Consider the following 17,688-nt stretch of genomic DNA (forward strand, 5'->3'; position numbering starts at 1 on the left):
CACCGGCAAGGCGTTCAGGACCCGCGTCGAGGACCTGGGTCTGGTTCATCACCGGATCCCGCCCCGCTCGCCGAACCACAACTCGGTCTGCGAACGGTTCCACGGCACCGTGCTGCGCGAGTTCTACCGGCCCCACTTCCACCGCGGCCGCGTCGAGAACATCGACCTGCTCGATCGGTCCCTGCAAGCCTGGGTGGTCGACTACAACCACCACCGACCCAACCACGGCGACTACATGGCCGGCCGCACCCCGGTCCAGGTCAAGAAGCAACTGAGCCGCCGCACCCGGCAGACTGCTGCCTGACAACCATCACCGGCAACACCAGAGACGTCGACCTGTCACCCCAACCCGTGCTCCGGAAGCCCTAGAGAAGGAAACATCGCGTCGGACGACCACCCTTCGTACCGCACACACCCGGACACGCTGACGAGGACGGCCAAAGTGCTCGGCCTCAGCCGCTCCAGCACCGCGCTCAGAGTCGCTGACGGCCGCTACCCCTTCTCATCACCAGGCCACGCTCGTCCTGCATCAGCGAACGGCTGAGAATCGTCGAGCCCTATGCCTTCGCACCGGCGACGGTGGTGAACAGCTCGGCTGCAGCGCGGAGGTCATCCGCGGACACGGCAGGTCCGAAGCTGAACCGGACCGCCGTCTGCGCGAGCTCACGTTCGAACCCCATGGCGGTGAGCACGTGGCTGGGCTCGTCGCTGCCGGCGTGGCACGCCGAGCCGCTGGAGGAGGCGACGCCGTGCCGGTCGAGGTCGAGCAGCACCGACTCCCCCGACCGTCCGGGCAGGACGAACGAGGCGTGACCAGGGAGGCGGTCGGTGCGATGACCGGTGAGCCGGGCGCCGGGGACACGGGCGAGGACATCATCGACGAAGACGTCGCGGCGGGCCGCGACCTCGACCGCCCTCGCGAGGTCGACGAACCCGAGCGCGGTGGCGAGTCCGACGGCGCCGGCGACGTTCTCGGTGCCCGAGCGACGGCCGGCCTCCTGCCCGCCACCGTGCACGATCGGCTCGAGCGGCACGCCGCGCCGCACCCACAGCGCGCCGATCCCCTTTGGGGTGCCGAGCTTGTGGCCCGACAGGCTCAGCGCCTGCACGCCGAGCCGGTCGACGGTGAGGTCGAGCCACGGCGCGGTCTGCACCGCGTCGGTGTGGAACGGGACGCCACGCTCCGCCGCGACGGCCGCGAGCTCGGCGACCGGCTGCACGGTGCCCACCTCGTTGTTGGCGTGCTGGACGCTGACGACCGTGGTGTCGTCGCGCAGTGCAGCGGCGAGCGTCTCGGGGTGGACGAGGCCGTCGGAGTCGACGTCGAGCTCGGTGACCTCGAAGCCGAGCCGGCCGAGCCAGCGTGCGGACTCCAGCACGGCCGGGTGCTCGACGGCGCTGACGACGACGTGCCGACCTCTCGGCGTCGCCAGCGCGATGCCCTTGACGGCGAGGTTCGCGGCCTCGGTGCCGCCGGAGCAGAACACGATCTCGCCCGGCCGGGCGCCGAGGGCGTCGGCGACGGCTCGACGGGCGTCGTCGAGCGCCCTGGCCGCGACCTCACCGGTCGCGTGCCGACTCGACGGGTTGCCGAACGCCGGGCCGAGGTAGGGGCCCATCGCGGCGAGCACCTCGCGGCGCACGGGAGCGGTGGCGGCCTCGTCGAGGTAGATCACGAGACCGCTCCCCCGGAGCCTCCGAGGCGGACGTCGACGTCGAGCCCCAGGTCGATCGCCGGGACGCCGTGCGTGAGGGCGCCGACGCTGATGACGTCGACGCCGGTGCGGGCGACGTCGCCGATGGTCTCCAGCGTGATGCCGCCGCTGGCCTCGATCGTGGCGCGACCGGCGACCTGCTCGACGCCCGTGCGCAGGTCGCCGAGGGAGAAGTTGTCGAGCATGATCGTGCCGACGACGCCGGAGGCGAGGACGGGCTCGACCTGGTCGAGCCGGTCGACCTCGACCTCGATGTGCGTGGTGTGCGGCAGCCGCTCGGCGGCCTCGCGCAACGCGGAGGTGACGTCGTCGAGCAGGGCCAGGTGGTTGTCCTTGGCCATGACGGCGTCGGAGAGGGAGAAGCGGTGGTTGTGGCCGCCGCCGCAGCGCACGGCGTGTCGCTCGAGGGCGCGCAGGCCGGGGGTCGTCTTGCGGGTGTCGACGACCCGCGCCCCGGTGCCGGCGACCTCGGCGACGTACCGCGCCGTCAAGGTGGCGACGGCGCTCATCCGCGCCACGAGGTTGAGGGCGACCCGCTCGGCCTGCAGCACCGCACGGGCCGGACCCTCGACGCTCGCGAGCCGGTCGCCGGGCTGGAACGTGTCACCGTCGACGGCGTGGAGCGTCACAACGACGGTGGGGTCGACGGACGTCATGGCGACCTCGAAGACCTCGGCCCCGGCGAGCACCCCGGCTTCGCGGGCGACGAGGTGAGCCACCGCAACGGCGTCGGCCGGCACCAGCGCGGCTACGGTGACGTCGCCGAAGGGCGCGTCCTCGGCCATTGCGGCCTCGACGACGCGACGGATCTCCGCCCTCGAGAGCGGCGCGCTCATCGCAGCACCACACCGGAGTGCACGGCGGGAGCCCCGGCGGGGGTCCCGGGCCCTGGGCGGGGAGAAGACACTGCGGGGGTCCCGGGCCCTGGGCGGGAATCGGACACGGCGGGGGCCCCGGGCCCCGGGCGGGGAGAAGACACTGCGGGGGTCCCGGGCCCCGGGCGGGACACCGGCACAGCATCGGTGCGGTGGTGGCCGCCGCGCGACTCGGTGCGGACGGCGGCTGAGGCGACGACGGCGCGAGCGACGAGCAGCAGAGCGGCATCCTCGGCGGCCTTGGCGTCGACGGGCTCGGGCACTCGCCACTGAGCCAGCGCATCGGCGGCCTCGGCGAGTCCCTCGCCGTCGCGGACGAGGCCGGCGGCGTCCCACATGAGCTGCTGGAGGTCGGCCCGGCTGCCCTGGACGGTCCCGGCGGTGCGCTCGAGCACGAGCGGCTCGGCCCACTGCTCACCGAACGACCTCGAGGTGTCGGCCTCGTGGGGGTCGGCCTCGTCGAGGACGGCCCGCGCGACCCGGCGGCCGTAGACGGCGCCCTCGAGCAGGGAGTTGGAGGCGAGCCGGTTGGCGCCGTGCAGGCCGTTGCAAGCCACCTCGCCGACGGCGAGGAGTCCTGGCACGGAGGTGCGTCCCCAGACGTCGGTGCGCACGCCACCCATGAAGTAGTGCGCCGCCGGGGTGACGGGCAGCGGCTCGCGCGACCAGTCGAAGCCCTGGGACCGCACGACGGCGTCGATCGTCGGGAAGCGACGCGCCAGGAACTCCGCCCCCATGGCGGTGGCGTCGAGCCGGACCGGGACGCCGTTCTGCGCGGCCATCTGCGCGGCGATGCCGCGAGCCACGACGTCGCGCGGGGCGAGCTCGGCGTCAGGGTGGACGTCCGTCATGAAGCGACGACCGTCGGCGTCGAGCAGCACGGCGCCCTCGCCACGGACGGCCTCGGAGACCAGGTGGTTGCCAGGAGCGGCGAGCGAGGTGGGATGGAACTGGTAGAACTCCAGGTCGGCCGCGACCGCACCGGCCCGCAGCGCGAGCGCGATGCCGTCACCCGTGGCCACCGCGGGGTTGGTGGTGTACGGGTACAGCTGGCCGGCGCCGCCGGTGGCGAGCACCACGGCGTCGACAGTCAGGGTCTCACCGCCGAGCAGCCGGACGCCCGTGACGCGACGGTCGTCGCGGAGCAGCTCGACGACGGTTGTCTCGGCCCGGACGGTGACGCGGGAGCGGCCGAGGGCGGCGAGCAGGCCGTCGGCGATGGCCGCACCGGTGGCGTCGCCGCCTGCGTGCAGGATGCGCGGGTGGGCGTGTGCAGCCTCCAGGCCCAGGGCGACCTGGCCGTCCTCGACGTCGAAGCGCACCCCGCGGCGGATCAGGGCCGCCACGGCGTCCGGACCCTCGGCGCACAGCACCTCGGCGGCGGGCTCGTCGCTCAGGCCCGCACCGGCGACGAGGGTGTCGGCGACGTGCGACGCGACGGTGTCCGGCTCGCCCGTGACGACGGCGATGCCGCCCTGGGCGTAGCGCGTGTTGCTCTCGCGCAGGGGCGCCTTGGCCACGAGCGTCACCTCGACGCCCGGCCGCTCCGCCAGCTCGAGCGCGGCGGTGAGTCCGGCCACCCCCGCACCGACGACGACGACCCTGGTCATCAGGCGTCCTTGGGCAGCGCGGCGAGCATCCGCTCCAGCGCGACCTTCGCGTCGGCGGCGGTGGCGTCGTCGACGACGATCTCGTTGCGGACCTCGCCCTCGACCAGGCCGTCGAGCGTCCACGCCAGGTAGCCGGGGTGGATGCGGTACATCGTGGAGCAGGGGCAGATGACCGGGTCGAGGCAGAAGATCGTGCGGTCCGGGTACTGCGCGGCGAGCCGGTTGACCATGTTGATCTCGGTGCCGATCGCGATGACGTCGCCGGGGCTGCTGGCCGCGACGAACTTCTTGATCGCGTCGGTGGAGCCGGCGGCGTCGGCGGCGTCGACGACCGGCATCGGGCTCTCGGGGTGCACGATGACCTTGCAGCCGGGGTGGTCGGCGCGGGCCTTGTCGATCTGCGCGACGGTGAAGCGCTTGTGCACCGAGCAGAATCCCGGCCACAGCAGCACGCGGGCCTGCGCGAGCTCCTCGCTGCTCAGCCCGAGACCGGGCTTGCGGGCGTTGACCATCGGCATCTGCTCGAGTGGGATGCCCATCGCCTTGGCGGTGTTGCGACCCAGGTGCTGGTCGGGGAAGAACAGCACCCGCTGGCCGCGCTCGAACGCCCACTCCAGCACGGTGGCGGCGTTCGACGACGTGCACACGATGCCGCCGTGACGTCCGCAGAACGCCTTGAGGGCCGCCGAGGAGTTCATGTACGTGACGGGCACGACCGAGGCGATCTCGCGGCCGTCGGCGTCGGTGAGGTGCTCGTCGGCGTAGGCGGCCATGAGCTGTTCCCACGCGGTCTCGACCGAGTCCTCGTCGGCCATGTCGGCCATCGAGCAGCCGGCTGCCAGGTTCGGCAGGATCACCCGCTGCTCGGGCCGGGCGAGGATGTCGGCGGTCTCGGCCATGAAGTGCACGCCGCAGAAGACGATCGTCTCGGCCTCGGGACGGGTGAGCGCGGCATTGGCGAGCTGGAAGGAGTCGCCCACGAAGTCGGCGTACTGGACCACCTCGTCGCGCTGGTAGAAGTGGCCGAGGATGACCAGGCGGCTGCCGAGCGTCTCCTTGGCGGCGCGGATGCGCGCGTGCAGCTCGTCGTCGCTCATGCGCTGGTAGGCGGCGGGCAGCTGCCCGGGACGCACGACGGGGTCGGGCATGACGTCGCCCTCGGAGGCGCCAGGACCGTAGCCGGGGACGAGGTCGAAGATCGACGGGTGCTCGGCGAGGTCGGCGTCGCAGGTCTGTGCCGGGGCGGCCACGACGGCGTCGTTGACCGAGACGGTGGAGGTGCTCATCGGGACTTCTCCTGCTCTCGTGGGGCGGCGCGGTACAGCGCCGGGGGTCGGTGGCTGGTGCCGGTCAGGTGGGTGCCGGTCGGTTCGACGGTGCCGCCGGCAAGCACCTGGCGGCGGAAGTTGGCCGGGTCGAGGCAGCGGCCGAGCACGGCCTCGTGCACGCCGCGCAGCTCTGCGAGGGTGAACTCGTCGGGCACGAACGCCAGGGCGATCGGCGAGTAGGTGATCTTGGCGCGCAACCGGTCGAGCGCGTGGCGCACGATCTCGTTGTGGTCGAAGGCGAGCTGCGGCACCTCGTCGGCGACGAACCACTCGACGTTGGGGGTCTCGGTGGTGCGGGCGTCCTCGTCGGGCCGCACGAGCGCCCAGTAGACGATGGAGACGACGCGGTCCGCCGGCGACCGGTCGACCGCACCGAAGGAGTAGAGCTGCTCGAGGTGGGCGGGCTCGAGGCCGGTGGTGTCGGCCAACGTCTCGCGGGCCGAGGCCGCCAGGTCCTGGTGGGCCTTGAGGGGGCCACCGGGCAGCGCCCAGCGCCCCTCGTAGGGCTCGCGGATGCGGCGCACCAGTGGCAGCCACAGCGTGGTCTCCCCCGTACGGGGGTGCGGGCGCAGGGCGAACACGACGGTCGAGACCGCGAGGCTCACCTGCTCGGTGACGACGCTGCTGCTCATCGCCCGCTCCTTAAGGTGGAAATGACACTAACTGCGAGCCCTACTCTACGGGGCACTTCTGGTCTAGGCAACCCTAAGTGGATCGACGCTCAGGCACGGACACAGGGCACGACGGGTCCAGCGAGGAGGACGACGACGCCACGTGCGATGCCCTGTTCTGCCGTGGGCCGGTCGAGGTCGCCGACTACTTCTGAGACCTCACTGGAAGTCGCGCGAGCGGTGCCTGGCCGGCAGCGCCCCGGCCGAGTCCGGGTACAGCGACTCGATCGGGGCGACGTCGTCCAGCACCAGGTTGGTGGCACCCTCGACGTTCTCCACCGTGCCGGTGACCAGCACGCCGGCCGCCGAGCGCAGCACTCGGCGGTACCGCTCCCACATCCCTGCGAAGACGACGACGTTGAGCATGCCGGTCTCGTCCTCCACGTTGAGGAAGGTCACCCCCGAGGCGGTGTAGGGGCGCTGGCGGTGGGTGACGAGCCCGGCCACCCGGATCCGCCGCCCCGTCCCCTGGCTCGAGCAGTCCTGCACCGCGAGCACCCCCTCGCTCCGCAGGAAGGACCGCAGGTGCAGCATCGGGTGGTCCTGCGCGGAGATGCGCGTGGCCCACAGGTCGGCGACGGTGAGCTCGACGTCGCTCATGCCCGGCAGCATCGGTGGTGGCGCCTGGACCGCGGTGCCCTCGAGCCGGTCGGGTGCGTCGCCGTAGCCGGCGTTCCACAACGCCTGGCGTCGGGAGATACCGAAGACGTCGAACGCCCCCGCGGTGGCGAGGGACTCCATCTGCGCGACGTCCAGACCCGTGCGCCGCACGACGTCGGACATCGACGTGAAGGCTCGCTCGGTGCGGGCGGCGACGATCCGCTCGGCGTCGGCCTCCCCGATGCCCTGCACCTCGGTGAGCCCCAGCCGCACGGCGAGGGCGGCGTCGCGGCGGTGCTCGCCGAGACGGTGGTCGGCGTCGGGGTCGAACTCCGAGGGTGGCGGCTGGTCACGCTCGCGGCAGCCCGGCAGTCCTGACGCCCGGACCGGCCCCCCATCGACCGAACCACCGATCGGTTCGAGGTCGGAGTGCACGGCCGAGGCGGCGATGCACGGACGGCGCACCTGCACCCCGTGGCGACGGGCGTCGGCGGTCAACGACTGCGGCGAGTAGAACCCCATGGGCTGGGAGCGCAGCAGCGCAGCGAGGAACGCTGCCGGGAAGTGCAGCTTGAGCCACGCGCTGGCGTAGACGAGCAGGCCGAAGCTCAACGCGTGGCTCTCGGCGAAGCCGAAGTTCGCGAAGGCCTGGATGCGGGCGTAGATGGCGTCGGCGTCGTCACCGACGATGCCGTTGCGCTCCATGCCGGCGTACAACGTCTCGCGCAGCCGCTCGATGCGCTCGACCCCGCGCTTGGAGCCCATGGCCCGGCGCAGGAGGTCGGCGTCGTCGCCGGTGCACTCCCCCACCGCCATGGCGATCTGCATGAGCTGCTCCTGGAAGAGCGGGACGCCCAGGGTGCGCTCCAGCACCGGCACGAGCTTGGGGTGCTGGTACGTGATGGGTTCCTTGCCCAGGCGTCGGCGGATGTAGGGGTGGACGGCGCCGCCTTGGATGGGTCCGGGGCGGATGAGGGCGATCTCGATGACGAGGTCGTAGAAGCGGCGCGGGCGCAACCGCGGCAGCGTGCCGATCTGCGCACGGCTCTCGACCTGGAAGACCCCCACGGAGTCGGCCCGGCACAGCATGTCGAAGACCGCCGGCTCCTCCGCAGGGATGGACGCGAGGTCCCACTGCTCCCCGACGTGCTCGGCGGCGAGGTCGAACGTGCGTTGGATGGCTCCCAGCATGCCGAGGCCGAGGAGGTCGAACTTGACCAGACCCATCCACGCGCAGTCGTCCTTGTCCCACTGCAGGACCGTGCGCTGGTCCTTGCGTGCCCGCTCGATGGGCACGACCTCCCCGACGGGTCGCTCGGTCAGCACCATGCCACCGGAGTGGATGCCCAGGTGGCGGGGCGCCTTCAGCAGTGCCGTCGCGAGCTCCACCACCGTCGGCGGGATGACGGGGTCGTCGGACCGGTCGGACTCGTCCACGACCCCGGGCCCGACCGGGGACCCGGTGGTGACCTGCGTCCAGGACTCGATGCTCTTGCTCCAGGCGTCCTGCTGCCCGACGGAGTAGCCGAGCGCCTTGGTGACGTCGCGCACCGCCGACTTGGGCCGGTAGGTGATGACGTTGGCCACCTGGGCGGCGTTGCGGCGCCCGTACCGGTCGTAGACCCACTGGATGATCTCCTCGCGACGGCCGGCGTCGAAGTCGACGTCGATGTCGGGCTCCTCGTCGCGCGTGGCCGACAGGAACCGCTCGAACGGCAGCCCGTAGCGGATGGAGTCGACCGCGGTGATGCCGAGCGCGAAGCACACCGCGGAGTTGGCCGCCGAGCCCCGTCCCTGGCACAGGATCCCGCGCCGCCTCGCCTCGGCGACGATGTCGTGGACGATGAGGAAGTAGCCGGCGAACCCCTTGTCCTCGATGACGGCGAGCTCGCGCTGCAGTCGGGTCTCGGCACCGGCCCGGGCGTGGGCGTAGCGGTCGTCGGCGCCACGGCGCACGAGCTCGCGCAGCCAGCTCATCGGCGTGTGTCCGGGCGGGACGTCCTGGACCGGCAGGCGCGGAGCGGCGCGACGCAGGTCGAAGGCGACGTCGGCGGCGATCTGGACCGACCGCTGCACCGCACCGGGGTAGCGCGCGAACCGCGCCTGCATCTCCTGCCCCGACCGCAGACAGGCCTGTGACGACGCGGCCAGCCAGCCGTCCATCTCCGCGAGGGAGCGGCGGGCCCGGACCGCGGCCATCACCTGGGCCAGGCGCAGTCGGGACACGGTGGCCGCGTGCACGTTGCCGGTGGCCACGACCGGCAGCCCGACCCGGCGCGCGAGGGTGGCGAGGGCGTCGTTGGTGGCGGAGTCGGTGGGTTGGGCGTGGTCGGTGAGCTCGACGTCGACGTGCTCGGACCCGAACAGCTCGACGAGGCGCCGCAGCGCCCGCTCGGCCGCCTCGGGGCTCTCGGCGAGGCCCTGACGGACGAATCCCTTGCGGCAACCGGTGAGGACGTGCCAGTGACCACGCCCGGTCTCGGCCAGGCGCTCGAGGTCGTAGACCGGGCGTCCCTTCTCGTCGCCCTCCAGCTGTGCCTCGGTGATGGCACCGGCGAGACGGTGGTAGCCCTCGACCCCGCGGGCGAGCACCAGCAGGTGGCTGCCCTCGGGGTCGGGGACGCCGTTCTGGGGACCAGTGAGCCCCAGGGACAGCTCGGCGCCGTAGACCGTCGCGAGTCCCGGGTGGGCCTGGGCGGCTTCGGCGAAGCGCGCGGCGCCGTGGAACCCGTCGTGGTCGGTGAGGGCGACGGCCGTCAGTCCGAGCTGGGCCGCCTGCTCGACGAGGCTCTCCGGCGAGCTGGCGCCGTCGAGGAAGCTGAAGTCGCTGTGGCAGTGCAGCTCGGCGTACGGCACCGCACCGGGACGGACGACACCGTCCACGGACGGGGTGTAGGGACCGCGCTTGCGACTGAAGGCCGGGCCGTCGCCACCGTCGGGGGGCCGCTCGTGGCCGCCCCGACCGTCGTGCGGGAGTGCGTGGGTGGGCCGGCCCGACAACCGCGCCTCCAGCTCACGCCACGGGACGTCGGGGTTGTTCCAGCCCATCAGGGACCTCCGGCGGACGAGCGGTCAGTCATAGCGGGCCTCGGTCCACCACTGGCCGTTCTCGACGAGCATGAGCCAGGCCGTGCCGTTGACACCGACCACCTGGAACCGCGCCACCCGCCGGGCGGAGGCCTCGTCCCACCACCGCTCGTCGACGGGCCACGGACCGGCCCAGGAAGCCACCGGCTGCCAGCCCTCCTCCTCGACCCGGACCCGCGTGGGCTCGCAGGTGACGGCGCCGCGACCGTCGACGCCGACCACCTGACCGCTCGCCCCGACGACGCGAGCGGCCCGCGGGACGGGGAAGACCACTGCCGGGGCAGGCGCCGGGATCGAGGCGGGCCACGGGCCCTGGCGGGCGCGCTGAGGGTCGGTCTGCTCCCCCCAGGGGGAGGCCGCGCGTCGATCGGCCGGGGAACGACCACCCTGCACCCGCACCTGGACGACGCCCTCGTGCCCCACCATCGACTGCACCCGCGCGACCGCCCGCTCCACCCGCTCGTCCGGCCGCGGACCGAAGAGAGGGTCGGCGTGGTCGGCGACGGTCTCGGTGGTCTCCGGGACGAACCGCACGGCGTCGATGCCCCTCCCGGGGCCACCCAGCGCCGCGCCCTCGAGCTGCCAGCGCACCCGGTCGACGAGGTCGGCACCGCCGAACCACCGCGGATGGCGCCACGTGCGACTGGAGGCCACCACCTGGTCGACGTCGGCCTCGATGCGGACCGCGGTGCAGACGACGCCGCGGTCAGCCAGCCGCGCCACGAATGCGTCGGCCGCGGCCCGGACGCTGAACGCGACGGTCTCGCTGCTCTCCAGCGCCGGCTCGAAGACCACCTGCCGCTCGAGCTCCGGCGGGAGGTCGCGGCGGCTCACGGGAGCGGGGTCGAGCCCCTGGGCCAGGCGGTGCAGCACCGCCCCCTGCGAGCCGAAGCGGGTGAGCACGTCGGAGGCGGGGAGCGAGGCGAAGGCCCCCAGGGTGGTGAGTCCGAGCCGGCGCAGCAGGCTGACCAGCTCGGCGTCCTCCAGCACGTCGATGGGCAGGTCGGCGACGAAGGCCCGCGCCTGGCCCTCGGGCACGACCAGGCAGTCCTGGGCCGCGGCACGTCGGGCGGCCTGCTCGGCGGCGAAGAGGGTGTCGGCCACACCCAGGCGGACGTCCCACACCCCGAGGGCGACGAGGCGTTCCGCGACCACCGCGGCGGCCTCCGCCTCGCCGCCGTAGAACCGCGACGACAGCCGGATCGCACACAGACCGGGCCGCAGGGGGCTGACGCCCGCGGTGAGCTCCTCGACCGCGACGAGCACCTCCTCGAACGCCCGGGCGTCCGCCTCGGGCCGGTGCTCGGCGACGACCAGCTCCGGGGACCGCGACTGCGCGTCGCGCCGACGCATGCCACGGCGCACCCCGTCGGCCCGCGCTCCCGGCGAGCAGGCCAGCACCGTGCCCGCGGACAGCACCGCCACGGGGGTCCCCTCCGGCTGCTCGGCGAGCTCGGCCATGACCGGCCAGTCCGGGCACCAGACCACCAGGGTGCGCATCATGCACCCCACGCCGCGTCCGTCACTGGGGCCTCGTCCTGCGCGAGGACATCCGGAGGTCTCCGGTCCGCCCTGTCCTCGCCGGGCCCGACCGGCCGCACCGAGAGATCGGCTGCCGGCCACCACAGGGTGCGGGTCCGCGCCGGGGCGCGCCCGCGCTCGACGGCGACCTTCACCTGGCGCGAGCGCAGGTGACCGTGACCCCGCCCGACGCCGGCCCATCGAGGTTCGGACACGCTCAGGTGGGCGTCGGCCCCCGGCCAGGCGCCCCACGGGACGAGCACCGAGCCCCGGCTGCGCAACCGTGCCGCGACCCGCTGAGCCTGCCCGGGTCCCACCTGCTCGGGCGGCCGAACGACCACCAGGGAGAGGACGTCGACCAGGGCGGCGGTGACCTCCAGCCACCGCGGGCCGGGATCGGGCACCACGACGGTGCGGGCGGGGTCGACGCCGAGCTCGATCGCCGCCTCGACCCCCAGCTCGGGGGCCCCGACGATCCCGCACCATGCTCCGCCGGCCGAGGGTCCGGCCAGCATCAGCAGCGCGAGACCGGCGGAGGCGACCGTGTAGGTGCCCCCCGCACGCGGCTCGAGCAACCCGGCCAGCCCTGGATGGACCGGCAGCGGCTCGGGCGTCGAGCGCCCCTGCAGGCGGTCGACCCGGGCCCTCAGGTCGGCGACGACCTCCAGCACCGGCCGAGGCCCGGAGGCGTCGGGCTCGAGGCGGGAGGGGACGGCGACCATCCACCCATGATCGAACACTTGTTCGACCGTGTCAATCGCACACCCGTTCCCCCCTCGAGCGCCGAGTCGTTCGTCGTCAGCGACCGCCTCCCAGCGGGATGGACCCACCAGGGATGGCGTCGAGCAGGGCCCTGGTGTACTCCTCGCGTGGCGAGGCGAACAGCTCCTCGGCCGGCGCGTGCTCCACCACGCGACCCTCCTGCATCACCAGCACGTCGTCGGCGATCTGACGCACCACCGCCAGGTCGTGGGTGATGAACAGGTAGCTCAGCCCCAGCTCGGCCTGCAGGTCGTTCAGCAGGTTCAGGATCTGCGCCTGCACCAGCACGTCGAGCGCGGAGACCGCCTCGTCGCAGATGACGACCTCGGGGTCGAGGGCCAGGGCCCGCGCGATCGCCACGCGCTGGCGCTGGCCGCCGGACAGCTCGCTGGGGTAGCGACGCATGACCGAGGCCGGCAGCGAGACCTTGTCCAGCAGGTCGCGGATCTTGGCCTCCCGCTCGGCCTTCGACCCGATCTTGTGGGTCGCGAGGGGCTCCTCGATGGAGCGGTAGATCGTGAACCGGGGATCCAGGGAGGCGAACGGGTTCTGGAAGACCGGCTGCATCTGGCGACGGAACGCCAGCTGCTGGGTGGTCGACCTCAGCGTCGTGATGTCGACGCCGTCGAACTCCACCGTGCCCGAGGTGGGGTCGAGCAGGCCGAGCACCATGCGTGCGACGGTGGACTTGCCGGAGCCGGACTCGCCGACGATGGCGGTCGTCGTGCCGCGACGGATGCCGAACGAGACGTCGTCGACCGCCGTGAAGTCGGTCGAGGCACCGGGACGACTGCCGCGGATGGTGAAGACCTTGGTGAGGTTCTTGACCTCCACGACGCGCGAGCGCCCCTCGCCGAACTCGTCGCCGTGCGAGGCGACCTCGGCGGCGACCTCCTCGGCGACGGACTCGGCCTGCTCGCGCACCTCGGCACGGTGCTCCTGGGCGGACAACCGCTGCGAGGCCAACGACGGAGCGGAGTCGACGAGCCGCTTGGAGTAGGGGTGGCGCGGGTCCTGCAGGATCTCCAGCGCCGGACCGGACTCCACGACCTGCCCCTTGTACATGACCACCAGGTGGTCGGCCCGCTCTGCGGCCAGCCCGAGGTCGTGCGTGATGAGCAGGACCGCGAAGCCGAGCGTGTCGGTCAGGTGGTCCAGGTGGTCCAGGATCTGCTTCTGGACGGTGACGTCCAGCGCCGACGTGGGCTCGTCGGCGATGAGCAGCTTGGGCCGCGCCGCCAGACCCATGGCGATGAGCGCTCGCTGGCGCATGCCGCCGGAGAACTCGTGCGGGAACTGCTGCGCGCGACGCTCGGCGTCGGGCAGACCCGCCTCCTGCAGGAGCTCCACCACACGGGCGTCGGCCTCCTTGCCCTTGGCGACGCCGTTGGCCTCGAGTGCCTCCCTGATCTGCTTCCCGACCCGGATGAGGGGGTTGAGGTTGGACATCGGGTCCTGGGGCACGAGGCCGACCGACGATCCGCGCAGCGCGAGGATGTCGCCCTTGCTCGCCCCCGCGACGTCCTTGCCCTCGAAGAGGATCCGACCGTCGGTGACGCGGCCCGTGCCGGGCAGCAGGTCGATGATGGCGTGGGCGGTGGTGGACTTGCCCGACCCGGACTCGCCCACGATGGCGACCGTCTGCCCGGGGTAGACGACGAGGTTCGCCCCCCGCACGGCCGGGACGACCTTCTTGCGGTCGGTGACGAAGCCGACGTGGAGATCCTTGACCTCCAGCAGCGGGGTGGGGCTCATCGGCTCCTCCTCTTGGGATCGAGGGCGTCGCTGACGGCGTCGCCCAGCAGGATGAACCCCAGGGCGGTGAGGGCGAGGGCACCGGCGGGCCAGTACATGACGCCCATGCGGTTGCCCGAGCGGACCTGGACCTGGGCCGCGGCGATGTCGTTGCCCCAGGACACGATGCCGAAGGGCAACCCGATGCCGAGGAAGGACAAGGTCGCCTCGGCGACGATGAAGATGCCCAGCGAGACGGTGGAGGTGACGATCACCGGCGCCAGCGAGTTGGGGACCACGTGACGCATCAGGTTGCGCCGCCGGGTGACCCCGATCGCCTTGGCCGCGTCGATGAACTCGAGGTTCTTGACCTCCAGCACGGCACCGCGCGTGATGCGGGTGATCTGCGGCCAGGCGAAGGCGCCCAGGGCGATGACGACCGCGATGATCGCCGCCCAGAAGCCGCGGTTCGGGAAGAGGTTGTTGACCACCGAGAGGCCGACGATGGCACCGAGCAGCAGCGGGATGGCGAAGAAGACGTCCGCGAGGCGCGAGAAGATCGTGTCGACGAACCCTCCGTAGAAGCCGGCGAGCGCGCCGGTGATGACGCCGATGACGACGACCACCACCGTGCACAGGAAGCCGACGAGCACCGAGGCCCGTGCCCCGTAGACGGTCCGGGCGAAGACGTCGTAGCCCTGGCGGTTGAACCCGGCGATGTGTCCGCCGCTGGGGCCTTCCAGGCTCCGCGAGAGGTCCGCACGGTTCGGGTCGAGGTCGGTGAACAGCGACGGCCAGACGACCATGAGCGCGACGACGGAGAGGATCGCGGCGGAGACCCAGAAGATCCAGTTGCGACGCAGGAGCTTCCACGCCTCCTTCCACTGGTTCTCCGGCGGCTGGGAGTCGTCGATGGCGCCGCCGGTCTCCTGCAGGGGGGTCTCGTCGAGGGGGGCGACGAACCGCTCCTGCCCGGGCAGGGGGGTCTCAGGCATAACGGATCCTCGGGTCGAGCGCGGCGTAGAGGAGGTCGACGACCAGGCTCATGATGATGTAGATGAGCACCATGACGGTGACGACGGAGACGACCGTGGAGCCCTCGCCACGCAGGATGGCCTGGTAGGCGAGGTTGCCGATCCCGGGGATGTTGAAGATCCCCTCGGTGACGATCGCCCCGGCCATCAGGGTGCCGAGGTCGGCACCGAGGTAGGTGGTCACGGGGATGAGGGAGTTGCGCAGCACGTGCCGGCGGTTGACGTCGCGGTCCGACACGCCCTTGGCGCGGGCGGTGCGGACGTGGTCGGCCATCAGGTTCTCGACGACCGAGGTCCGCGTCAGGCGCAGGACGTAGGCGAAGGAGACCAGGCCGAGCACGATGGCCGGCACGAGCAGCTCGCGGAACCCGGCGTTCTGGCCGGCGGTGATGGGCACCCAGCCGAGCCGCACGCCGAAGACGAGCTGCATGAGGAAGCCGAAGACGAAGATCGGGATGGCGATGACCACGAGCGAGACGACCAGCATCGTGGAGTCGAACAGCTTGCCGCGACGCAGGCCGGCGTAGAAGCCGGCGGCGATGCCGAGCACGGCCTCGATGACGAGTGCCATGAAGGCCAGTCGCAGCGTGACGGGCAGGGCGTCGGCGAGCAGCTCGGTGACCGGCCTGCCGGAGTAGGCGATGCCGAAGTCCAGCGTGAGGATGCCCTTGAGGTACAGCAGCCACTGCACGATGAAGGGCTTGTCCAGGTTGTACTGCGCAGCGATCTGGTCACGGACGGCGTCCGAGACCGGCTTCTCGCCGAACAGGGCTGCGATGGGGTCCCCGGGTTGCAGGAAGACCAGCGCGTAGATCAGGAAGGTCGAGCCGAGCAGCACAGGGATCGCCTGCAGTGCCCGTCGGCCGATGTACCACCACATGATTCGGTGCCTCCTCGAGGAGCGCCCACACCGAGGAGTGGGGCAGCACCCAAAGGTACTGCCCCACTCCGTCGGCAGTGAGCGTCGACCTGCTTACTTGGTGACGTTCTGGAGCTCGGGCCTGTTCTGCCAGTTGAACTCCACGTTCTCGACACCCTGGGCTGCGGCGGCGGCGATGCCGGTGTTCCACAGCGGGATGGCGGGCAGGTCCTCCATCAAGATGGCCTGGGCCTCGGCGAGCAGCTCGTAGCGCTCCTCGTCGTCCTGCGCACCGGCGGCGCGCTGGATGGTGTCGTCGAACTCGGCGTTGCTGTAGTCACCGTCGTTCGAGCCGGCCCCGGTACCGAAGATCGGGCCCAGGTAGTTGTAGATCGACGGGTAGTCGGGCTGCCAGCCGGTGCGGAACGCCGTGCCGATGGAGCGGTCGGTGACCCGCTCGCGCAGCTCGGCGAACGTCGGGAACGCCTGCGGCTCGGCACCGATGTCGAGGACGTTGTTGATCTGGTTGACCACGGCCTCGACCCACTCGCGGTTGCCCGGACCGTCGCCGTTGTAGGCGAGGACGAACTCGCCGTCGAACTCGGCGATCTCGTTGGCCTGCTCCCACAGGTCCTGCGCCTCGGCCTCGTCGAACTCCAGGACCTCGTTGCCCTCGATGTCCTCGGTGTAGCCGGGCATCAGCGGCGAGCTGAAGTCCTTGGCCGGGATGCGCGAGCCGTCGAAGATCGCGTCGGTGATCTCCTCGCGGTTGATGGCGCGGGAGATGGCTGCACGACGCAGCTTGCCCTCGTCGTTCTCCCCGAACCCGGGCAGCGAGGACGGGATGGTGATGGTCGCGTTCGGCGAACCGGCCTCCTTGAAGGCCTGGATGTCGTCGTTCTCGTACGTGGTCAACGCGCTCGGCGGGACCTGGTCGAGGACGTCGAGGTTGCCCGCGAGGACGTCGGAGTACGCGGCGTCGGGATCGGTGTAGAACTTCAGCGTGACGCCACCGTTGCGGGCCGGGCGGTTGCCGTCCTCGGGGTAGGTCTCGCTGGGCACCAGGCGGGCCTCGACGTTGTTCTCGAGGGCCTCGAGGTCGTACGGACCGTTGCCGACGGGAGCATCGCCGAAGGCCTCGATGTCCTCGAACGCGGACTCGGGCAGCGGGAAGTACGCCGAGTAGCCCAGACGGCCCGGGAAGTCGGACTCGGCCTGCTTGAGGGTGATCGTGAAGGTGCGCTCGTCGATGACCTCCAGGCCGGAGATCTCGTCGCCGCCACCCTCGATCGTGCCGTCGCCGGACGTGCCCTCGATCGGGTAGAAGAAGTACGCCGAGAGCTGCTCGTTCTCGGGGTTGGCGCCATAGTTCCACGCGTCGACGAAGGAGTTGGCCGTGACGGGCGTTCCGTCGGAGAACTCCCAGCCCTCCTCGATCGTGACGGTCCAGGTCTGGTTGTCGTCGGACTCGATGGACTCCGCGACCTCCAGCTCGGTCTCGCCGTCGATGGAGTAGGAGACCAGACCAGCGAAGATCAGGTCGACGATGTTGCCGCCACCGACCTCGTTGGTGTTGGTCGGGACGAGCGGGTTCTGGGGCTGCACGCTGTACGACGTGATGACAGCGTCGGTGCTGTCGCCCTCATCTCCTCCGCCACCGCACGCGGCGAGCACGAGGCTGCCGACGGCGACGAGGGCCACACCCGCAAGGCGAGTACGCCGAGTGAGACGCATGGATGTCCTCCTGTAGTAGCTGCGCACGCGATCGCGTGCGCCCCCATTGCTATCACCGCGAAGGGACCGGACGACAGGGATCGGCGGCTACTTAACCAAAGTGGAACCTACTCCGACGGGCCATGTCGCCTTGGCACGCACGAGGCAGCACCCATGGG

The 17,688-nt window shown here is 71.8% G+C and carries 13 protein-coding genes; 1 reads left to right on the forward strand and 12 read right to left on the reverse strand.

The features are described from left to right. The coding region (locus tag ABD213_RS11885) for an integrase core domain-containing protein (RefSeq protein ID WP_344328763.1) at positions 1–304 on the forward strand (304 nt) is incomplete at its 5' end. A 253-nt stretch (positions 305–557) separates the two neighbouring features. Here ABD213_RS11885 and ABD213_RS11890 read toward each other — a convergent pair. The 12 genes from ABD213_RS11890 to ABD213_RS11945 all read right to left on the reverse strand — a co-directional run bounded on the left by ABD213_RS11890 (position 558) and on the right by ABD213_RS11945 (position 17,530). Continuing rightward, the gene (locus ABD213_RS11890; protein WP_344328766.1) at positions 558–1,676 is read right to left on the reverse strand and encodes a cysteine desulfurase family protein; all 1,119 of its coding nucleotides are present in this window, start codon (positions 1,674–1,676) and stop codon (positions 558–560) included. Continuing rightward, the gene (gene nadC / locus ABD213_RS11895) at positions 1,673–2,551 is read right to left on the reverse strand and encodes a carboxylating nicotinate-nucleotide diphosphorylase (protein ID WP_344328769.1); all 879 of its coding nucleotides are present in this window, start codon (positions 2,549–2,551) and stop codon (positions 1,673–1,675) included. The genes ABD213_RS11890 and nadC overlap by 4 nt, the downstream gene beginning before the upstream one ends. Beyond that, positions 2,548–4,200 carry an L-aspartate oxidase gene (nadB, locus tag ABD213_RS11900; RefSeq protein ID WP_344328772.1) on the reverse strand — a complete coding sequence of 551 codons (1,653 nt, stop codon included), beginning with the start codon at positions 4,198–4,200 and terminating at the stop codon, positions 2,548–2,550. Before nadB ends, nadC begins: the two co-directional genes overlap by 4 nt. Next, positions 4,200–5,486, reverse strand: coding sequence for a quinolinate synthase NadA (nadA, locus tag ABD213_RS11905; protein WP_344328774.1), 1,287 nt, complete (start codon positions 5,484–5,486; stop codon positions 4,200–4,202). The genes nadB and nadA overlap by 1 nt, the downstream gene beginning before the upstream one ends. Beyond that, a complete protein-coding gene (locus tag ABD213_RS11910; RefSeq protein ID WP_344328776.1) occupies positions 5,483–6,160 on the reverse strand; it encodes an NUDIX hydrolase in 678 nt (225 codons plus the stop codon). Before ABD213_RS11910 ends, nadA begins: the two co-directional genes overlap by 4 nt. 198 nt (positions 6,161–6,358) lie before the next feature. Then, complete coding sequence (locus ABD213_RS11915) at positions 6,359–9,847, reverse strand: error-prone DNA polymerase (RefSeq protein ID WP_344328779.1); 3,489 nt, start codon at positions 9,845–9,847, stop codon at positions 6,359–6,361. Positions 9,848–9,871: 24 nt separating this feature from the next. Next, on the reverse strand, positions 9,872–11,389 hold the full coding sequence (locus ABD213_RS11920; RefSeq protein ID WP_344328781.1) for a DNA polymerase Y family protein: 1,518 nt from the start codon (positions 11,387–11,389) through the stop codon (positions 9,872–9,874). Beyond that, positions 11,386–12,129, reverse strand: coding sequence for a hypothetical protein (locus tag ABD213_RS11925; protein ID WP_344328785.1), 744 nt, complete (start codon positions 12,127–12,129; stop codon positions 11,386–11,388). Before ABD213_RS11925 ends, ABD213_RS11920 begins: the two co-directional genes overlap by 4 nt. A gap of 76 nt (positions 12,130–12,205) precedes the next feature. After that, positions 12,206–13,924: a dipeptide ABC transporter ATP-binding protein gene (locus ABD213_RS11930; RefSeq protein WP_344328789.1), complete on the reverse strand. Its 1,719-nt coding sequence runs from the start codon at positions 13,922–13,924 to the stop codon at positions 12,206–12,208. Next, positions 13,921–14,898, reverse strand: a complete 978-nt coding sequence (locus ABD213_RS11935) for an ABC transporter permease (RefSeq protein WP_344328791.1) — start codon at positions 14,896–14,898, stop codon at positions 13,921–13,923. Before ABD213_RS11935 ends, ABD213_RS11930 begins: the two co-directional genes overlap by 4 nt. Then, on the reverse strand, positions 14,891–15,817 hold the full coding sequence (locus tag ABD213_RS11940) for an ABC transporter permease (protein ID WP_344328793.1): 927 nt from the start codon (positions 15,815–15,817) through the stop codon (positions 14,891–14,893). The genes ABD213_RS11935 and ABD213_RS11940 overlap by 8 nt, the downstream gene beginning before the upstream one ends. Before the next feature lie 93 nt (positions 15,818–15,910). Further along, positions 15,911–17,530 (reverse strand): peptide ABC transporter substrate-binding protein, encoded by a 1,620-nt coding sequence (locus ABD213_RS11945; RefSeq protein ID WP_344328796.1) that lies wholly within the window; start codon positions 17,528–17,530, stop codon positions 15,911–15,913. Positions 17,531–17,688: the final 158 nt, after the last annotated feature.

This window comes from Aeromicrobium halocynthiae (assembly GCF_039531385.1).
Classification (GTDB): Bacteria; Actinomycetota; Actinomycetes; order Propionibacteriales; family Nocardioidaceae; genus Aeromicrobium; species Aeromicrobium halocynthiae.

Coding starts and splice junctions, on each gene's coding strand:
- nadC (WP_344328769.1), bottom strand. CDS start 2,551: ATGAGCGCGCCGCTCTCGAGGGCGGAGATCCGTCGCGTCGTCGAGGCC.
- nadB (WP_344328772.1), bottom strand. CDS start 4,200: ATGACCAGGGTCGTCGTCGTCGGTGCGGGGGTGGCCGGACTCACCGCC.
- nadA (WP_344328774.1), bottom strand. CDS start 5,486: ATGAGCACCTCCACCGTCTCGGTCAACGACGCCGTCGTGGCCGCCCCG.
- ABD213_RS11910 (WP_344328776.1), bottom strand. CDS start 6,160: ATGAGCAGCAGCGTCGTCACCGAGCAGGTGAGCCTCGCGGTCTCGACC.
- ABD213_RS11915 (WP_344328779.1), bottom strand. CDS start 9,847: ATGGGCTGGAACAACCCCGACGTCCCGTGGCGTGAGCTGGAGGCGCGG.
- ABD213_RS11920 (WP_344328781.1), bottom strand. CDS start 11,389: ATGATGCGCACCCTGGTGGTCTGGTGCCCGGACTGGCCGGTCATGGCC.
- ABD213_RS11925 (WP_344328785.1), bottom strand. CDS start 12,129: ATGGTCGCCGTCCCCTCCCGCCTCGAGCCCGACGCCTCCGGGCCTCGG.
- ABD213_RS11930 (WP_344328789.1), bottom strand. CDS start 13,924: ATGAGCCCCACCCCGCTGCTGGAGGTCAAGGATCTCCACGTCGGCTTC.
- ABD213_RS11935 (WP_344328791.1), bottom strand. CDS start 14,898: ATGCCTGAGACCCCCCTGCCCGGGCAGGAGCGGTTCGTCGCCCCCCTC.
- ABD213_RS11940 (WP_344328793.1), bottom strand. CDS start 15,817: ATGTGGTGGTACATCGGCCGACGGGCACTGCAGGCGATCCCTGTGCTG.
- ABD213_RS11945 (WP_344328796.1), bottom strand. CDS start 17,530: ATGCGTCTCACTCGGCGTACTCGCCTTGCGGGTGTGGCCCTCGTCGCC.